This is a genomic window from Methylobacterium sp. D53M, assembly GCF_053345625.1.
The window spans coordinates 82,734-98,482 of record NZ_JBKFAL010000012.1; the positions used below are offsets into that span (position 1 = coordinate 82,734).

16 protein-coding genes are annotated in these 15,749 nt (G+C 72.4%); 11 read left to right on the forward strand and 5 right to left on the reverse strand.

What is annotated here, in order from left to right; genetic code table 11:
* The first annotated feature begins 53 nt into the window (after nt 1-53).
* The 6 genes from ACLBYG_RS17715 to ACLBYG_RS17740 all read left to right on the forward strand — a co-directional run bounded on the left by ACLBYG_RS17715 (nt 54) and on the right by ACLBYG_RS17740 (nt 6,621).
* The gene (locus ACLBYG_RS17715) at nt 54-1,034 is read left to right on the forward strand and encodes an ABC transporter substrate-binding protein (RefSeq protein WP_447682255.1); all 981 of its coding nucleotides are present in this window, start codon (nt 54-56) and stop codon (nt 1,032-1,034) included.
* 31 nt (nt 1,035-1,065) lie between these two features.
* Complete coding sequence (locus ACLBYG_RS17720; protein ID WP_447682256.1) at nt 1,066-2,082, forward strand: zinc-binding dehydrogenase; 1,017 nt, start codon at nt 1,066-1,068, stop codon at nt 2,080-2,082.
* A 65-nt stretch (nt 2,083-2,147) separates the two neighbouring features.
* Entirely contained in the window at nt 2,148-2,567 is a 420-nt protein-coding gene (locus ACLBYG_RS17725; RefSeq protein WP_020094480.1) for a PaaI family thioesterase, read from the forward strand.
* Nucleotides 2,564-3,376 (forward strand): VOC family protein, encoded by an 813-nt coding sequence (locus ACLBYG_RS17730; protein ID WP_447682257.1) that lies wholly within the window; start codon nt 2,564-2,566, stop codon nt 3,374-3,376. The genes ACLBYG_RS17725 and ACLBYG_RS17730 overlap by 4 nt, the downstream gene beginning before the upstream one ends.
* Entirely contained in the window at nt 3,373-4,896 is a 1,524-nt protein-coding gene (locus tag ACLBYG_RS17735) for a class I adenylate-forming enzyme family protein (protein ID WP_447682258.1), read from the forward strand. Before ACLBYG_RS17730 ends, ACLBYG_RS17735 begins: the two co-directional genes overlap by 4 nt.
* Before the next feature lie 129 nt (nt 4,897-5,025).
* On the forward strand, nt 5,026-6,621 hold the full coding sequence (locus ACLBYG_RS17740; RefSeq protein WP_447682259.1) for an ABC transporter substrate-binding protein: 1,596 nt from the start codon (nt 5,026-5,028) through the stop codon (nt 6,619-6,621).
* Nucleotides 6,622-6,684: 63 nt separating this feature from the next.
* Here ACLBYG_RS17740 and ACLBYG_RS17745 read toward each other — a convergent pair whose 3' ends face one another.
* Genes ACLBYG_RS17745 through ACLBYG_RS17765 form a run of 5 tightly spaced genes read right to left on the reverse strand, consistent with a single transcriptional unit; the run spans nt 6,685 to nt 10,946 of the window.
* On the reverse strand, nt 6,685-7,098 hold the full coding sequence (locus ACLBYG_RS17745; protein WP_012329553.1) for a VOC family protein: 414 nt from the start codon (nt 7,096-7,098) through the stop codon (nt 6,685-6,687).
* A gap of 37 nt (nt 7,099-7,135) precedes the next feature.
* Nucleotides 7,136-8,170, reverse strand: coding sequence for a 5-oxoprolinase subunit C family protein (locus tag ACLBYG_RS17750; protein ID WP_056527025.1), 1,035 nt, complete (start codon nt 8,168-8,170; stop codon nt 7,136-7,138).
* Complete coding sequence (pxpB, locus tag ACLBYG_RS17755) at nt 8,163-8,897, reverse strand: 5-oxoprolinase subunit PxpB (protein WP_056527022.1); 735 nt, start codon at nt 8,895-8,897, stop codon at nt 8,163-8,165. The genes ACLBYG_RS17750 and pxpB overlap by 8 nt, the downstream gene beginning before the upstream one ends.
* Nucleotides 8,890-9,663, reverse strand: a complete 774-nt coding sequence (locus tag ACLBYG_RS17760) for a LamB/YcsF family protein (RefSeq protein WP_447682260.1) — start codon at nt 9,661-9,663, stop codon at nt 8,890-8,892. Before ACLBYG_RS17760 ends, pxpB begins: the two co-directional genes overlap by 8 nt.
* Nucleotides 9,664-9,689: 26 nt before the next feature.
* The gene (locus tag ACLBYG_RS17765; protein ID WP_447682261.1) at nt 9,690-10,946 is read right to left on the reverse strand and encodes a Zn-dependent hydrolase; all 1,257 of its coding nucleotides are present in this window, start codon (nt 10,944-10,946) and stop codon (nt 9,690-9,692) included.
* 323 nt (nt 10,947-11,269) lie between these two features.
* Here ACLBYG_RS17765 and ACLBYG_RS17770 point away from each other — a divergent pair, with 323 nt between their 5' ends.
* From ACLBYG_RS17770 to ACLBYG_RS17790, 5 genes are all read left to right on the forward strand, one after another.
* Nucleotides 11,270-12,076 (forward strand): amino acid ABC transporter ATP-binding protein, encoded by an 807-nt coding sequence (locus ACLBYG_RS17770; RefSeq protein WP_447682262.1) that lies wholly within the window; start codon nt 11,270-11,272, stop codon nt 12,074-12,076.
* Nucleotides 12,077-12,110: 34 nt separating this feature from the next.
* Nucleotides 12,111-12,794, forward strand: a complete 684-nt coding sequence (locus ACLBYG_RS17775) for an amino acid ABC transporter permease (RefSeq protein ID WP_447682263.1) — start codon at nt 12,111-12,113, stop codon at nt 12,792-12,794.
* Between the two features lie 65 nt (nt 12,795-12,859).
* Nucleotides 12,860-13,669, forward strand: coding sequence for a transporter substrate-binding domain-containing protein (locus tag ACLBYG_RS17780; protein ID WP_447682264.1), 810 nt, complete (start codon nt 12,860-12,862; stop codon nt 13,667-13,669).
* A 67-nt stretch (nt 13,670-13,736) separates the two neighbouring features.
* Nucleotides 13,737-14,417: a GntR family transcriptional regulator gene (locus tag ACLBYG_RS17785; protein WP_447682265.1), complete on the forward strand. Its 681-nt coding sequence runs from the start codon at nt 13,737-13,739 to the stop codon at nt 14,415-14,417.
* A 37-nt stretch (nt 14,418-14,454) separates the two neighbouring features.
* Nucleotides 14,455-15,621: a M24 family metallopeptidase gene (locus ACLBYG_RS17790; protein ID WP_447682266.1), complete on the forward strand. Its 1,167-nt coding sequence runs from the start codon at nt 14,455-14,457 to the stop codon at nt 15,619-15,621.
* The last annotated feature ends 128 nt before the right edge of the window (nt 15,622-15,749 follow it).

A 15,749-nucleotide genomic window follows, 5' to 3' on the forward strand; every position in this document is an offset into this window, starting at 1 on the left:
CGCGGGGGTCCGCCCGCCAAACGCCCTTCCCATCCCCCGTCCTGGAGAACGCCTTGAAACGGATCCGCGCCCTCGCCGTCGCCGCGCTCTGCGCGGTCGGCCTGCCTGGCCTCGCGCGCGCCGAGACGGTGCGCATCGGCTACTGGAGCTCGGGCATCAGCCTCGGCTTCGGCGCCGTGCTGGAGGCCGGCAAGTTCATGGAGAAGGAGGGCCTGACGGCCGAGTACGTCAAGTTTCCGGACGTGAACGCGCCGACCAAGGCCATGGCCGCCGGGGCGATCGATTTCGCGATCGCGGCGAGCGCCGGGACGGCGCTGAGCGTGACCGCCGACGGCCTTCCGATGAGCATCGTCCTGGCGACCCAGGTGGCCGACCTCGACTTCGTCGTCCCGGAGGACTCGCCGATCAAGGCGATGGCCGACCTCAGGGGCAAGAAGATCGGCACCTCGCCGGCCGGCAGCGGCACCGCCGCCATCGCGGCGGCGATCCTGGAGACCAATCACGGCCTCAAGCCCGCCGACTACCAGGCCGTCCCCGGCAACGATTCCCGGCTGGCGCAATTCCTCGTCCAGAAGGACATCGACGCCGCGGCCCTGCGCACCGTGACCCTCGCGCTCCTGCCGGACGTGAAGCTGCGCCGGCTCGGCACCTTCCGGGAGGAGTGGAAGCGCCTCACCCAGCAGGACGCGCCGCCGGTCCTCGGCGTCGGCCTGATGCGCAACGCCTGGATGACGCAGAATCCGGACGCGCCCGCCAAGGTCGTGGCCGCGATGCGCAAGGCCTACGCCTTCGGCCAGGCCGACAAGCCCGGCGTGGCCAAGATCCTGAAGGCGGCCGCGAACCTGAGCGACGCCGACGCCGCCGCCTACGCGGGCCTCTGGGACGGCATCTACACGGTCAGCCTGGAGCCCGCCGACATCGCCTCGCTGAAGCGGGAATTCGACGTGTTCAAGGCGGTCGGCGCCGTCCAGGGCAGCCTGCCGGACACCGCCCTGGTTCCCGGCCCCTACGAGCGGTCGAAGACGATCCCGTAGCCTTTCCGACCTGCAGAAGAGGGTTTCCACGATGGCTCAGACGATGAAGGCGCTCGTGCTGGAGGCGCACGGCGACATCGACACGCTGAAGGTGGTCGACGACTATCCGAGGCCGTCCCCCGGCCCGGGCGAGGTCCTGATCCGCGTCGGCGCGTCCTCGTTCAACTACCACGACGTGTTCACCGTGAAGGGCATGCCCGGCATCAAGGTGCCGATGCCGGTGGTGATCGGCCTCGACATGGCCGGGCAGATCGTCGAGCTCGGCGCGGGCGTCGCGGAGTGGCGCGTCGGCGACCGGGTGCTGGTCAACCCGCTCAACAAGGCCAAGGGCCTGATGGGCGAGATGCTCGACGGCGGCATGGCCGAGTACTGCCGGGTCTCGACGAGCCAGCTCATCGCGATGCCGCCGGACGTGAGCTACGCGGACGCGGCGTCCCTGCCGGTGGCCTACGGCACGGCCCACCGCATGCTGATCACCCACAACACCGTGAAGGCCGGCGACAAGGTCCTGATCCTGGGCGCCAGCGGCGGCGTCGGCACCGGCTGCGTGATGCTGGCCAAGCAGCTCGGCGCCGAGGTCATCGCCTGCGCGGGCAGCGCCGAGAAGATGGCGGCGCTGACGGCCCTCGGGGCCGACCACGTCGTCAACTACCGCGAGACCGACTTCTCCAAGTGGGCGATCCAGCAGTACGGCAAGCCGCAGCGCCGGACCTACGAGGGCGGCGTCGACGTGGTGATCAACTTCACCGGCGGCGACACCTGGGTGCCCTCGCTCAAGTGCCTGAAGCGCGGCGGCACGCTGCTCGTCTGCGGCGCCACCGCGGGGCACGATCCCAAGGAGGATCTCCGCTACATCTGGAGCTTCGAGCTCAAGGTGATCGGCTCCAACAGCTTCTACGACGACAACCTGTCGGCCCTGATGGACATGATCCAGGCCGGCACGCTGAAGCCGACCATCGACAAGCTCCTGCCCCTCGAGGAGGCCGCCGAGGGCCTGCGGATGATCCGCGACCGCGAGGTCATGGGCAAGATCGTCGTCACCCCCTGACACCGCCCGAAGCCGGTCCGCCGCGCGTCCACGCCCCCAGCCCCGCCCGAGGAGATCTCGAAGCCATGTCCGACACCCCCCTCACCAAGGAGCAGGTCGAGGCGCTGCTGCTGCGCGGCCCGTTCCACCAGTGGCTCGGCCTCTCCGTCGTCGCCGTCGGCGATGGGACGATCGAACTGAAGGCGACGTGGCGGCCGGAATGGGTCGTCAACGCCGAGCGCGGCTACGTCCACGGCGGCATCCTGGCGACGCTGGTCGACCTCACCGCCGATTGGGCGCTAGTCTCCAAGACCGGCCGGGGCGTCCCCACCGTGGACCTGCGGGTCGATTACCACCGGGCCGCGATGCAGGGCGATCTCACCTGCCGCGGCACGGTGGTGAAGTTCGGCAACCAGCTCTCGGTGGCCGAGGCGCAGATCCTCGACCCGGAGGGGCGCCTGCTCGCGAGCGGCCGCGGCGTCTACATGACGGCGCCGCCGAAATGACCGGACCGGCCCCCGTCGCCCCGGCGGATGGGGCCCTCGACCACGTCGTGATCAACGTGCTGCGGCGGATGGACGAGGCGGCGGACCTGTTCGCCGCCCTCGGCTTCCGGTTGACGCCGCGCGGCCACCACTCGCTGGGCTCCGTCAACCACCTGATGATGACGGCCGGACCCTACCTCGAACTCGTCGGCCTGCCCGAGACGGGTCCGCAGCGGCAGGACGTTCTGGACAGCCCGTTCGGCCTGAACGGGCTCGTCGTGGCGAGCCGGGACGCCGACGCGACGCATGCCCGCCTCGCCGCGGCGGGGCTCGCGGCCGGGCCGCCCGTCGCCTTCACGCGCCCCGTGACCGTCGACGGCCGCGAGGAAACGGCCCGGTTCCGCACGGTGCGGGTGCCGGTCGAAAGGTTCCCGGCGGGGCGCCTCTACCATTGCGAGCACCTGACCCCGGATCTCGTCTGGCGCCCCGAATGGCTCGACCATCCGAACGGGTTCTCGGGGCTCGACGCGCTGACGATCGAGAGCCCGGCGCCGGAGGCCGACGCCGCCCTCTACGCGAGCGCGAGCGGCGCCCCGGCCGAGGCCGCGGGCGGCGTCCGGACCCTCCGGCTCGGCGAGACGCGGGTGGCGATCGTGCCGGGGCCGGCCGCCCGCTTCTCCGCCCTGGCGTTGCGCTTCCGCGACCTCGACGCCCTCGAAGCCCGCGCGGGCGCGCTCCCGGAGGCGGCCTGGGTTCGGCACGGGCCGGACGCGGCCACGCTGACGCTACCGGCCTTCGACCTCCGTCTCGTGTGCAGGGCGGCCCCATGACGCGCGCGGCCACGGCTCCGACCAATCTCGGCGACCTCGTCGACCGGTCCGGCCCGCCGGACAGGCCGCGGATCATCGGCGTCGGCCCGGATGGCGAGCCCGCGGTGATGACCCGCGCCGGCCTCGACGCCCGGGCCGACGCCTTCGCCCGCGGCCTGCTGCGCGGCGGGATCGCCCGCGGCGCGCGGGTCGCGATCCTCGCGGCCAACCGGCCCGACACGATCGCGGCGCTGCTCGGGGCGATGCGCGCCGGCGTGGTCCCGGTCCCGGTCAATCACAAGTTCCCGCCGGCCACGATCGCCGCCGTGCTCGCCGATTGCGGGGCGCGGCTCGTGCTCTGCGACGGCCCGCGCCGGGCGCTGCTGGCCGATCTCGGCCCCGATATCCGGATCGCCGGGTTCGACGATGACGGGCCGGAGGGCTTCGCGGCCTGGCTCGACCCCGGTCCGTTCGTGCCGGTCGTGCCCGAGCCCGACGAGGCGGCCCTGTTCCTCTACACGTCCGGCTCGACGGGCCGGCCGAAGGGCGTGCGGCTGAGCCATGCCAGCCACCTCTGGGTGGCGCGGACCCGCGCCGCGGAGACGGACCTGCGCGACGACCGGCTGCTCGTGGCGGCGCCGCTCTACCACATGAACGCGCTCGCCCTGGCGCTCCTCGTCTGCGCGGCCGGCGCCACGATGGTGCTGCTGCCGCAATTCGAGGCGCGGGCCTACATCGCGGCGATCGACCGGTACCGCTGCACGTGGCTCACCGCCGTGCCGCCGATGATCGCCATGATGCTGCGGGAGCCGGATCTCCTCGCGGAAGCCGACCTCACCGACGTGCGGACGGTCCGGATGGGCTCGGCGCCGGTCAACGACACCCTCGCCCGGCAGATCCGCGCCCTCCTGCCGAACGCCCGCATCCTCAACGCCTACGGGACCACCGAGGGCGGCCCGGTCGTGTTCGGCGACCATCCGGACGGCCTGCCGACGCCGGTCGCGTCGGTCGGCGCGCCGCATCCCCAGGTGGCGGTGCGCCTCGTCGGACCGGACGCCCCGGAGACCGGGATCCTGCAGATGCGCAGCCCCGCGATCATGCTCGGCTACCACAACCGGCCAGACGTGCCCGTCCCGATCACCGCGGACGGGTTCTACGACACCGGCGACGTCTTCCGCCGCGACGCGGACGGGTTCTTCTACTTCCTCGGGCGGACCGACGACATGTTCGTCTCCGGCGGCGAGAACATCTTTCCGGGCGAGGTCGAGCTGGTGCTGGAGCGCCACCCCGCGGTGCTCCAGGCCTGCGTGGTGCCGGTGGACGACGCCATCAAGGGCACCAAGCCGGTCGCCTTCGTGGTCCGCCGGCCCGCCGCCACCGTCGACGAGGCCGCTCTCAAGGATTACGCGCTCGAACACGCGCCGGCCTACCAGCACCCGCGTCGGGTCTGGTTCGTCGAGGCGCTGCCGCTCGCCTCGACCGGCAAGATCGACCGCGCGGCCCTGCGCCGGCGGGCCGAAGAGGCCGTCCGCACCCCGTGACCGGCCGGGGCGGAACGGCCCTTGCAGGTTGTGCTCCCGCGGACTGCGCCCGCAGAAATTGGCCTCGCACGGAAGGCCGACCGGCGCTGCGTCCCCGTCCGCCTGACCCGGAACGCCAGGAGTGACCCCATGCTGCGACGAACCTTCCTGGGCGGTGCCGCCGCCGCGGCCGCCGCGCCCTTCCTGCCGGCCCGCCCGGCCCTCGCCCAGGGCGGCCGGGCGAGCGTCCTGCGCTTCGTGCCGCAATCCGACCTCACCATCGTCGATCCGGTGACGACCACGGCCTACGTCACGCGCAACCACGCGTTGATGGTGTTCGACCAGCTCTACGGCCTCGACGCGCAGTTCACGCCGCAGCCGCAGATGGTCGAGGGCCACACGGTCGAGGAGGACGGGCGGCGCTGGACCTTCCGGCTGCGCGAGGGCCTGAGATTCCACGACGGCGAGCCGGTGCGGGGCCGCGACTGCGTCGCGTCGATCCGGCGGTGGGCGCAACGCGACAGCCTCGGGCAGGCCCTGATGGCGCGCACGGACGCCCTGGAGGCGCCGGACGACCGCACCTTCGTCATTCGCCTGAAGCGGCCCTACGGGCTGATGCTCGAGACGCTGGCGAAGCTCGGTCCGCCGGTCCTCGTCATCATGCCCGAGCGCCTCGCCGCCACCGACCCGGCCCAGCAGATCCCCGAGCTGATCGGCTCCGGGCCGTTCCGGTTCAACACCAAGGAGCGGCTCGTCGGCGCCCGCGTGGTCTACGACCGCAACCCGGACTACCGGCCCCGGGAGAACGGCCCGGTCTCCTGGGTGGCGGGGCCGAAGCGTGTCCATTTCGAGCGAGTCGAGTGGCAGGTCATGCCGGATCCCGGCACCGCGGCCGCCGCCCTTCAGAACGGCGAGGTCGACTGGTGGGAGAACCCGATCAGCGATCTCGTGCCGACGCTTCAGGCGCACCCGCAGATCGCCACGCAGCTCGCCTCGCCGCTCGGCAATCTCGGCACCGGCGTGATGAATCATCTCCATCCGCCCTTCGACAAGCCCGCGGTCCGGCGCGTGGTCCTCGAGGCCCTGTCCCAGGCAGACTTCATGGCGGCGGCCGCCGGCGACGATCCCAAGCTGTGGCGCAAGGATGTCGGCCTGTTCACGCCGGGGACCGCGATGGCCACCGATGCCGGGCTCGACGTGCTCACCCGGCCGCGCGATCTCGCCAAGGCCAAGCGCGACCTCGTGGCGGCCGGCTACCAGGGCGAGCGCGTCGTGCTCATGTCGACGAGCGAGAACCCCGTGCTCGGCGCCCTCGGCGAGATCATGCACGACCTGCTCCAGCGCCTCGGGATGAACGTGCAGTACGTCGTGTCCGACTGGGGCACGCTGGTCACCCGCCGCGCCAGCAAGGCGCCCCCCGACCAGGGCGGCTGGAACATCTTCACCACGACCTGGACCGGCCTCGACATGGCGAACCCGGTCGTGGAGCAGGTCCTGCGCTGCGGCGGCCCGAAGGGCTTCTTCGGCTGGCCGGACCTGCCCGAACTGGAGAGCCTGCGCGAGGCCTGGATCGAGGCGCCGGACCAGGCCGCGCGCCAGGCGATCGCGGCCCGGATGCAGACCCTGGCGATGCGCGACGTGCCGTACCTGCCGACCGGCCAGTACTTCTACCGGACGGCCTTCCGGCGCGACCTCCGGGACGTGGTCGACGGCCAGTTCGTCTTCTGGAACGCCCGCCGCGCCTGACGGACGTCGCGTCCTGGCCGCCCGTCGCCGCTCCGGCGACGGGCGGCTTCGCGGATACGCGCCTCAGTGCGCGAAGACGCCGGCCAGATCCCGGAAACCCTTGATCTCGATCGGATTGCCGCTCGGGTCGAAGAAGAACATCGTGCGCTGCTCGCCGGGCTCGCCGGCGAAGCGGACGACGGGCGGGATGTCGAAGGCGATGCCGGCCGCCTCGACACGGCCGGCGAGCGCCTCCCAGGCGTCGAGCGGCAGCACCACGCCCAGATGCGGCATCATCACCGTGTGGTCGCCGACCTTCCCGCTCCGGGTGGTGGCGAAGGGCTCGCCCAGGTGCAGCGACAGCTGATGGCCGAAGAAGTCGAAATCGACCCAGGTCTCGGTGCTGCGGCCCTCCTGGCAGCCGAGGACGCCCCCGTAGAAGCGGCGCGCCGCGTCGAGGTCGGTGACGTGGTAGGCGAGGTGGAACGGCGTGAGCATCGACGGTCTCTTGCTGGATGGAGGAGGTGCGGCGCCGTCAGGGCGCCGGATCGGGGGCACGCGCCGAGACGACGCCGCCGACGAGGTTGCAGGACAGCAGGAACGCGCTGTCGAGATCGCCGCCGCCGGCCGGCACCAGCGCCGTCAGCCGCGCGGCCAGAGCGCTTCGCGCGGCGCGGGCGATGACCTGGGCCTCCGCGACGGCGACGGCCGCGAACCGGATCGTCTCCCCCGGCCGCACCTGCGCGAGGCGGCCGAGATCCGCCGAGATCACGGTGGCGATCTTCGGGTAGCCGCCGGTGGTGTGGCGGTCGGCCAGCAGGATCAGCGGGCGCCCGTGTCCGGGCACCTGGATCGAGCCGTTCACGATCCCGTCCGAGACGATGTTGAAACCGTCCGCGTGGGCGATCGGCGGCCCGTCGAGGTGGCAGCCCATCCGGTCCGCCCGCGCCGTGAGGGTGTAGGGCTCGGAGAGGAACGTCCGCAGGCCGTCCTCGGTGAAGCCGTCGGCCTGCGGCCCGAGCACCACCCGGATCGGGCCACCGAAGGTCGGCCGGTGGGCCGGCGGCAGGGTCAGCGGACGGTCGCGGGGCGCGGGCGCCGCGAGGGGCAGCAGGTCGCCCGCGGCCAGGGGATGACCGTCGAGGCCGCCGAGGCGGGTGCGGGTGTGCGTCGCCACGCTGCCGAGCATCGGCGCGACGGCGAAGCCCCCGGCGACCGCGAGGCAGGCGCGCAGGCCCTGCCGCGGTCCGCCCAGGACGAGCCGGTCGCCCCGCCGCAGGTCGTGGGCCGTGAACGGGTCGAGGGCGCGGCCGTTCAGGCTCATCGCGAAGGGCGCGCCGGCGAGGGCGACGCGGCAGATATCCGTCTCGCAGGCGAGGGTCGGACCGACCATCGCCATCTCGATCACCGCGGCGTCGAGCGGGTTGCCGACGAGGCCGTTGGCCAGGGCCAGCAGGTCGGGATCCATCGCGCCGGACCCCGAGATGCCGTAGCGCAGGTAGCCCGGCCGCCCGGCATCCTGCAGGGTCGAGGCCACGCCGGGGGCGATGACGCGCAGGCCCTCAGGCATCGATCCGCTCCAGGGTCGCGACGGTCTCGCCGGCGCGGGCGGCCTCGCTGAGGCCGTCGAACGCGGCGCGGTCGATCGGCTCGAACCGGATCAGGTCGCCGGCCGCGAACAGGAACGGCTCGGCCCGGCCCGGATCGTAGGAGCGCGCGGGCGTGCGGCCGATGAGCTGCCAGCCGCTCGGCAGCTCCAGGGGCGGCGAGACGCCGGTCTGGTTCCCGCCGATCGAGACGCTGCCCGCCGGGGTCCTGGGTCGGGGATCGGTGCGCCGGCTCGCGTAGAGCCGGGGATCGAGGCCGCCCAGATAGGCGAAGCCGGGGGCGAAGCCGATCATGTAGACGCGGTAGTCGCGGCCGGAATGAAGGGCGATCACCGCCTCCGGGCTGAGCCCGGCCCCGGCGGCGAGGTCGTCGAGGTCGGCGCCGTGCGCGCCGCCGTAATGGACCGGCACCCGCCAGCGGCGCAGCGAGCCCGCCGCCCCGTCCGGCGGCGGCCAGTGCGCGGCGATCAGCGCGGCGAGGTCGGCCCGGGGCAGCAGGTCCGGATCGTAGAGGACGAGGAGCGAGCGGTAGGTCGGCACGGTCTCCAAGAGGCCCGGGCGCCCGGCGCCACGGAGCGCCGCGTCGAGGGCGATGACCCGCGCGTTGATCGCGGGATCGACCGCGCGGCCGAGCTCCACCGTGAGCGCCCGGTCGCCGCTATCGAGGAGGCGGTAGCCGGGCTCAGACACCGAGCACCTCGGCCATCGGGCGCAGGGCGATCCCCTTGGCGGCGCAGTCGTCGCGCAGGCGGCGCGCCATGGCGACCGCGCCGGGCGTGTCGCCGTGGACGCAGACCGTGTCGATCCGCGTCGGGATGCGCCGCCCGGACAGGCAGGTGATCGCCCCGTCCTCCAGCATCCGCGCCACGCGCTCCGAGACGGAATCGGGATCGTGCAGCACGGCGCCGGGGAGCTTGCGCGAGACCAGGGTGCCGTCATCCGCGTAGGCGCGGTCGGCGTAGATCTCGCGCGCGATCGGCAGCCCGAGCTTCTCGCCGGCCCGCTCGGTCTCCAGGCCGGGCATCACCACGAAGATCAGGTCGCGGTCGAGGGTGCGGACCGCCCGGGCCACCGCCAGAGCGAGGTCGGCATCCTCGTTGGCCATGTTGCCCATGGCCCCGTGGGTCTTCACGTGGCGCACCGGGCAGCCGGCATCCTGCGCCAGCGCCACCAGCGCGCCGACCTGGTAGAGCACCGCCTTCTCGATGTCGGCGGGGCGCTCGCCGTGGATCGGCCGCCGGCCGAAGCCCCAGAGGTCGAGGAAGCTCGGGTGGGCGCCCGCTTGCACGCCGTTCGCGGCGGCGCGGCTCAGGGTCTCGTGCATCACCAGCGGGTCGCCGGCGTGGAAGCCGCAGGCGATGTTGGCCGAGGTCGCCACGGTCAGCATCTCGGCGTCGTCGCCCAGACGGTAGACGCCGAAGCCCTCGCCCATGTCGCAGTTCAGATCGACGATCATCGGTGCATCCCTTCTCTCGCGCGGGGTCAGGCTTCGGCGACCAGGTGGGCCACCAGGGTGGCGGCGGCGCACAGATCCGCGATCCGCATCGCCTCGTCCGGGTTGTGGCTGCCGTTCTGGTTGCGGATGAAGATCATCGTGCTCGGCACGCCCTGGCCGGCCAGCGTCGCGGTGTCGTGCCCCGCCCCGCTCGCCATCGTGCGGAACGGCGTCCCGAGCCGGCGCGCGTGGCCGGACAGGGCCTCGACCAGCGCGGCGCTCATCCGCGCCGGCGTGCTGCCGGTGCGCTCGCCCAGCACGAAGCGTACCGAGCGGGCGGCCTCGATGGCGGCGATATGCTCGGCGAGCGCCGCCTCGACCCGGTCGAGAACGGCCGGCTCGGTGCTGCGCACGTCGAGGCAGAAGCGGACCTCGCCGGGGATCTTGGCGAAGGCGTGCTGGACCGGGTCGGTGGCGACCTCGCCCAGCGTGATCGTGGCCGGGCATCCCTCCGCCTCGAGCGCGCCCCAGAGGCCGTCCAGGCCGGTGATCAGGTCGGCGAGGGCGAAGACGGCGTCGCTGCGCTCGCTCCGCGCCACGGCGCCGGAATGGCCGTAGCGGCCGAAGCAGGCCGCCTTGCGGTAGCGGAAGCTGCCGCTGATCGCCGTGACGAAGCCCACGGGGAGCCCGGCCGCCTCCAGCGCCGGGCCCTGCTCGATGTGCATCTCGACGAAGCCGTGGATCCGCGCCGGATCGAGGAGCCGCTCGCCCCGCGCCACCGCCCCCGGCCGCAGGCCGAGTTCGGCCATGTGGTCGCGCAGGCTCCGGCCGGTATCGGCGCGGGGCAGGTCGAGCACCTCCGGCGGCAGCAGGCCGAGCGCGGCCCGGCTGCCGACGTAGGAGGCCGGGAACCACACGCTCTCCTCGGCCCGGAACACCGCCACCGTCACGGGACGCGCCGGCACGATCCCAGCCCGGCGCAGGGCCTCCACGGCCGCGAGGCCGCCGATCACGCCCGCCGCCCCGTCGAAATTGCCCCCGTGGGGCACCGTGTCGACGTGCGAGCCGACCATCCAGGGCGCCAGTGCCGGGTCGCGGCCCGCCATCGTCAGGAACAGGTTGCCGGCCGCGTCGGTCTCGGCGGCGAGCCCCAGCGCCAGCCCGGTGGCCCGCATCAGGGCGTGGGCGCGCTCCTCGCCGACGCCGTAGGCCGCCCGCGTCACGCCCGGCGCGTCCTGGCTGAAGCTCAGGAGCTCGGCGAACAGGCCCACGCAGAGATCCGGATCGATCGCGAGCCGGGTCATGCCGGCTGCCGCGCGGGTCCGACCCGGTCCATCGGCTGAACAATGAGGCACGCGCCCGGCGCGGTCGCGAAGGGAATACCGGGGCCCGGAAGCTCGATGACCATGTCGGAGGCAGCCATGCTCAAAAATACCGCTTGAATGCCGGCGGTATACCGGTTCTGCTAAGGCATTCCATCCAGCTTGGCAATGTAAAACGTCGCCGGATGAAAAATTAAATCTCCACATTGAGAGATTTGATGCACAATAACACAGTCAACTAACGCGTTCTGCACGCTGATCGAAGCATTGATCTGCGCCACGATCGCACGACATCAGGTTCGACGATGGCTCAGATCGAGACGGCCGCGCCCCCGCTCCTGAAGATCAGGAAGCTGCACAAGAGCTACGGCACCAACGAGGTCCTGAAGGGCATCTCCCTCGACATCCACGAGGGCGAGGTCGTGTCGATCATCGGTGCGAGCGGCTCGGGCAAGAGCACGTTCCTGCGCTGCCTGAACCTCATGGAGACGCCGACCTCCGGCTTCATGGATTTCGAGCGCTTCGCCTTCGACTACGAGCAGGGCGCCCGCCGCCAGCCGACGCCGCAGCAGCTCTGCGAGTTGCGGGCGCGGATCGGCATGGTCTTCCAGAGCTACAATCTCTGGCCGCACATGACCGTGCTGGAGAACGTCATCGAGGCGCCGATCCGGGTGCGGCGGATGCCGCGCCGGCAGGCCGTCGCGGAGGCGGAGGCGCTGCTCCAGCGCATCGGCCTCTACGAGAAGCGGCACGCCTACCCGTCGAAGCTCTCGGGCGGGCAGCAGCAGCGCGTGGCGATCGTGCGCGCCCTGGCGATGGCGCCCAAGGTGATGCTGTTCGACGAGGTGACCTCGGCCCTCGACCCAGAACTGGTTGGCGAGGTGCTGGCGCTGATGGGCTCCCTCGCGGCGGACGGGATGACGATGCTGCTCGTCACCCACGAGATGGCCTTCGCCCGGGATGTCGGCACCCGCACCCTGTTCTTCGACGGCGGCGTGATCGCCGAGGACGGGCCGCCCGACGCCATCATCGGCGCCCCCCGGAGCGAGCGGCTGCGCCAGTTCCTCCGGCGCGTCCTGCACCAGCCCGCCGCGCCGGGACAGATGGCGTGAGCCGCCGGCCCATCACCGGGGAGAAGGGACAGCGATGAGCGTCGCGGCGTTGCAGGAGTGGTGGCTCACCCTCTCGGACGAGGTCGTCACCTACGGCCCCGGCTTCCTCTCGGCGACCCTAGTGGTGCTCGGCGTCACGGTGGCGAGCATCCTGGTGAGCTGGGCCTGCGGCCTGCTCGGGGCGCTGGGCAAGCGCTCGTCCTTCGCGCCCTTCCGGGCGCTGGCGAGCTTCTACGTCTGGTTCATCCGCGGCACGCCGACCCTCGTGCAGGTCTTCATCGTGTATTTCGGCATGCCGCAGATCGGGGTGAAGCTCTCGCCCGTGACCGCCGGCATCATCGCGCTGGGCGTCAGCAGCGGCGCCTACGTGGCCGAGACCATCCGGGCCGGCCTCGCGGCGATCCCGAGGGGCCAGATCGAGTCGGCGCTGGCGCTCGGCATGAACCCGCGGATCATGATGGTGCGCATCGTCCTGCCGCAGGTCTTCCGCATGATCCTGCCGTCGTTGACCAACGAGGCGATCTCGGCGGTGAAGAATACCTCGCTGCTGTCGACGATCACGGTGGTGGAGCTGACGCTGTACGCGCAGCTCATGATCGCCACGACCTTCCGGCCGTTCGATTTCTACATCGCGGCGGCGCTGATCTACCTCGGCCTCACGTCGATCCTGTCGCAGCTCTCGGCCTATTTCGAGCGGCGCTACGCCCGCCTGTCCTGAGCCCCCCCGCCGCGGGACGGGCCGCGGCCGATCCTTCCCGCCCCGTCCCGAGACCGGAGACCGCCATGAACCGCCGCCACGTCCTCGCCCTCGCCGCCCTCTGCGCCAGCCTCGGCGCAGGCCTCCTCGCCGCCCCCGCGACCCGCGCGGCCGAGGGCAAGCTGGAGCTGATCGAGCCCGGCAAGCTGATCGTGGCGACGGACAGCACCTTCGCGCCCTTCAGCATGCGCACGCCGAGCGGCGAGCTCGACGGGCTGGAGGTCCGGGTCATGCGCGAGGTCTGCCGCCGGCTCGGGCTCGAGTACAGCCCGGTCAACATCAAGTTCGACGCCCTGCTGGTGGGCCTGATGGCCGATCAGTACGACATCACCAGCGAGTCGATGGACATCACCCCCGCCCGGCAGAAGCAGGTCGCCTTCGCGGACGGATGGCTCGAATCCGGCGCGCGGATCGTCACCCGCAAGGATACCGGCATCAAGGGGCCGGCAGATCTCAAGGGCCGCAACGTCGGCGCCCTCTCAGCCTCGACCTTCGGCAAGCTCGCCGAGGAGAACGGCGCCACCCTGAAGAGCTACAAGACGGCCGCGGACGCCATGCAGGACCTCGTCGGCGGCAACATCGACGCGGTGATCAACGACGCGGTGGCCGGCAACTACGCTATCAAGGCGCGCAAGCTGCCCCTGGTGATGATCGAGACCCCGCTGAGCACGGTCCAGAAGGGCTTCGCTATCAAGAAGGGCAAGCCGAACCTGCACGCCGCCGTCAACAAGGCGCTCGGCGAGATGGTCGCGGACGGTACCTACGCCAAGCTCGTCACCCCGCTGATCGGCTATGATCCGGCCCCGAAGGAGCCGATCCGCACGCCCGCCATGTGAGCGGGCAGGACGGACGCGCGAGAACAAGAATGGGGAGCGGCTGAGCCGGCCGCTCCGGGAGGACACCATGAAGACCCTCGACGCCGCGTCGTACACGACGGCGCTCAGTGCACGGCGCGAGCAGAGCCTCGGCCAGATGGCCTACGACCGTCTGCTCGACATGCTCGTCCGCCGCGACCTTCCGGCCGGCACCGTGCTGCACGAGCGCCGCCTCGCCGAGATGCTCGACATCTCCAGGACCCCGACCCGCGAGGCGATGTCGCGGCTGGAGACCGAGGGGTTGATCGAGCGGCAACCCGGCGGGATGCTCGTGGTCAAAGAATTCTCCCTGCGCGAGCTGATCGAGATCCTGCATGTCCGCCGCCTGCTGGAGCGGGAGAGCGTCGCGCTGGCCACCGGCCGCATCGCCGACGCTATGCTGGCGGACCTGCAGCGTCAGATGGAGGCACTCTTGGCGGCGGGCGACCCGGACGCGCCGGGCAACTGGGAGGTCGACCGGCGCTTCCACGATCTGATCGCGGAGCACAGCCAGAACGCGACCCTCGCCAAGACGATCAAGGACCTGCGGCTCAAGACGCAGATGTTCAACCTGAGCCGGATGCCCGAGCGGTTCGAGGCGGTCCATCGCGAGCACCTCGCGGTGGTCGCCGCCCTGCGGGCCAAGGACGCGGCGGCGGCGGCGGACGCGATCGCGGCCCATCTCGAGAATTTCAAGCAGGGCATCATCCGGCGCCTGAGTGAAGTCTGAGCGAGGTAAGAGCGAAGTCTGGGACGAGGGCGGCGCGATGCACGAGTTCACGGAGCTGCGCGGCCGCGAGGCGGCCTTCCCGGAGGCGGAGTTCGCCGCCCGGCAGGCGGCGGCCCGGGCCGCCATCGCGGGTGACGGTCACGACGCCCTCGTGGTGACCGGCCCGGAGACGATCTACTGGCTGACCGGCCGCCAGACGGCGGGCTACTTCGCCTTCCAGGCACTCCTCGTGCCCGTGGACGGCGACCCGGCCCTCTTGGTCCGGCAGCTCGAACTGCCGGGCGCGGCCGCCAACACGTGGCTCGACGACATCCGGGCCTACCCGGACGGCGCCGACCCGGCCGCGGCCCTGGCGGCCCTCGTGCGCGGGCGCGGGGTCGCCCGGCCGGCCCTGGAGCGGGACGGCTGGTTCGTCGCGCCGGCGCTCGCGGCGCGGATCGACGCCGCCCTCGGAAGCGGCCCGCTGCCCGACGGATCGGGCCTGCTCGCGCCCCTGCGGGCGGTGAAGTCGGCGGCCGAACTGGCGGCGATCCGGGCCGCCGCCCGGTACGCGCAGGCCGGGCTCGCCGCGGGGCTCGACGCCTGCGCGGCCGGCACCGACGAGAACGCCGTCGCCGCCGCCATGCTGGCGGCCGCGACGGCTGCCGGGTCCGAGGCCATGGCGATGGAGCCCCTGGTCTCGTCGGGACCGCGCAGCGGTCTGCCGCACATGACGTGGCGGCGGCGCCGGCTGGAGCCGGGCGACGCGGTCTTCCTCGAGCTCGCCGGCAGCCACGCCCGCTACCACGCGGCGCTGATGCGCAGCGTCTGGATCGGCCCGCCGCCGGCCGAGGCGCAGCGGATGATGGACTGCGCCCTGCGCGCCCTCGACGCGGCGCTCGGCGCGATCCGCCCCGGCCATCCCTGCGCCGCCCCGCACGCGGCGGCGCAGGCCGTGATCGACGCGTCGGGCTACGGCCCGGCCTTCCGCAAGCGGATCGGCTACTCGATGGGCGTCGCCTTCGCGCCGGACTGGGGGGAGGGTGCCCTGCTCTCGCTCTTCACCGGACAGGACCGGCCGATCGAGCCCGGCATGGTCTTCCACCTGCCGGCCACCCTGCGCCGCTACGGCGCCTGGACGGTCGGCGCCTCGGAGACCGTCATCGTCACCGCAGACGGGGTCGAGCCCCTGTCCGACCTGCCGCGCACCCTGTCGGTGCGGTGAGGCGTTGCTTTCACAAGCGGAGCTTGAACTGACGGGCCGCCGTACCGCTCCCGCGGTCGCGGACTGGTCGGCGACGCCGAGCGGGAGCCGGCCCCATTCCTGCAAGCGATGCCGGGCCGGGCTTCCCG

Bases quoted from the DNA above. Each gene is read 5' to 3' on its own strand.
- ACLBYG_RS17720 (WP_447682256.1), top strand. From the start codon at position 1,066: ATGGCTCAGACGATGAAGGCGCTCGTGCTGGAGGCGCACGGCGACATC.
- ACLBYG_RS17725 (WP_020094480.1), top strand. From the start codon at position 2,148: ATGTCCGACACCCCCCTCACCAAGGAGCAGGTCGAGGCGCTGCTGCTG.
- ACLBYG_RS17730 (WP_447682257.1), top strand. From the start codon at position 2,564: ATGACCGGACCGGCCCCCGTCGCCCCGGCGGATGGGGCCCTCGACCAC.
- ACLBYG_RS17735 (WP_447682258.1), top strand. From the start codon at position 3,373: ATGACGCGCGCGGCCACGGCTCCGACCAATCTCGGCGACCTCGTCGAC.
- ACLBYG_RS17740 (WP_447682259.1), top strand. From the start codon at position 5,026: ATGCTGCGACGAACCTTCCTGGGCGGTGCCGCCGCCGCGGCCGCCGCG.
- ACLBYG_RS17745 (WP_012329553.1), bottom strand. From the start codon at position 7,098: ATGCTCACGCCGTTCCACCTCGCCTACCACGTCACCGACCTCGACGCG.
- ACLBYG_RS17750 (WP_056527025.1), bottom strand. From the start codon at position 8,170: ATGCCTGAGGGCCTGCGCGTCATCGCCCCCGGCGTGGCCTCGACCCTG.
- ACLBYG_RS17760 (WP_447682260.1), bottom strand. From the start codon at position 9,663: ATGATCGTCGATCTGAACTGCGACATGGGCGAGGGCTTCGGCGTCTAC.
- ACLBYG_RS17765 (WP_447682261.1), bottom strand. From the start codon at position 10,946: ATGACCCGGCTCGCGATCGATCCGGATCTCTGCGTGGGCCTGTTCGCC.
- ACLBYG_RS17770 (WP_447682262.1), top strand. From the start codon at position 11,270: ATGGCTCAGATCGAGACGGCCGCGCCCCCGCTCCTGAAGATCAGGAAG.
- ACLBYG_RS17775 (WP_447682263.1), top strand. From the start codon at position 12,111: ATGAGCGTCGCGGCGTTGCAGGAGTGGTGGCTCACCCTCTCGGACGAG.
- ACLBYG_RS17780 (WP_447682264.1), top strand. From the start codon at position 12,860: ATGAACCGCCGCCACGTCCTCGCCCTCGCCGCCCTCTGCGCCAGCCTC.
- ACLBYG_RS17785 (WP_447682265.1), top strand. From the start codon at position 13,737: ATGAAGACCCTCGACGCCGCGTCGTACACGACGGCGCTCAGTGCACGG.
- ACLBYG_RS17790 (WP_447682266.1), top strand. From the start codon at position 14,455: ATGCACGAGTTCACGGAGCTGCGCGGCCGCGAGGCGGCCTTCCCGGAG.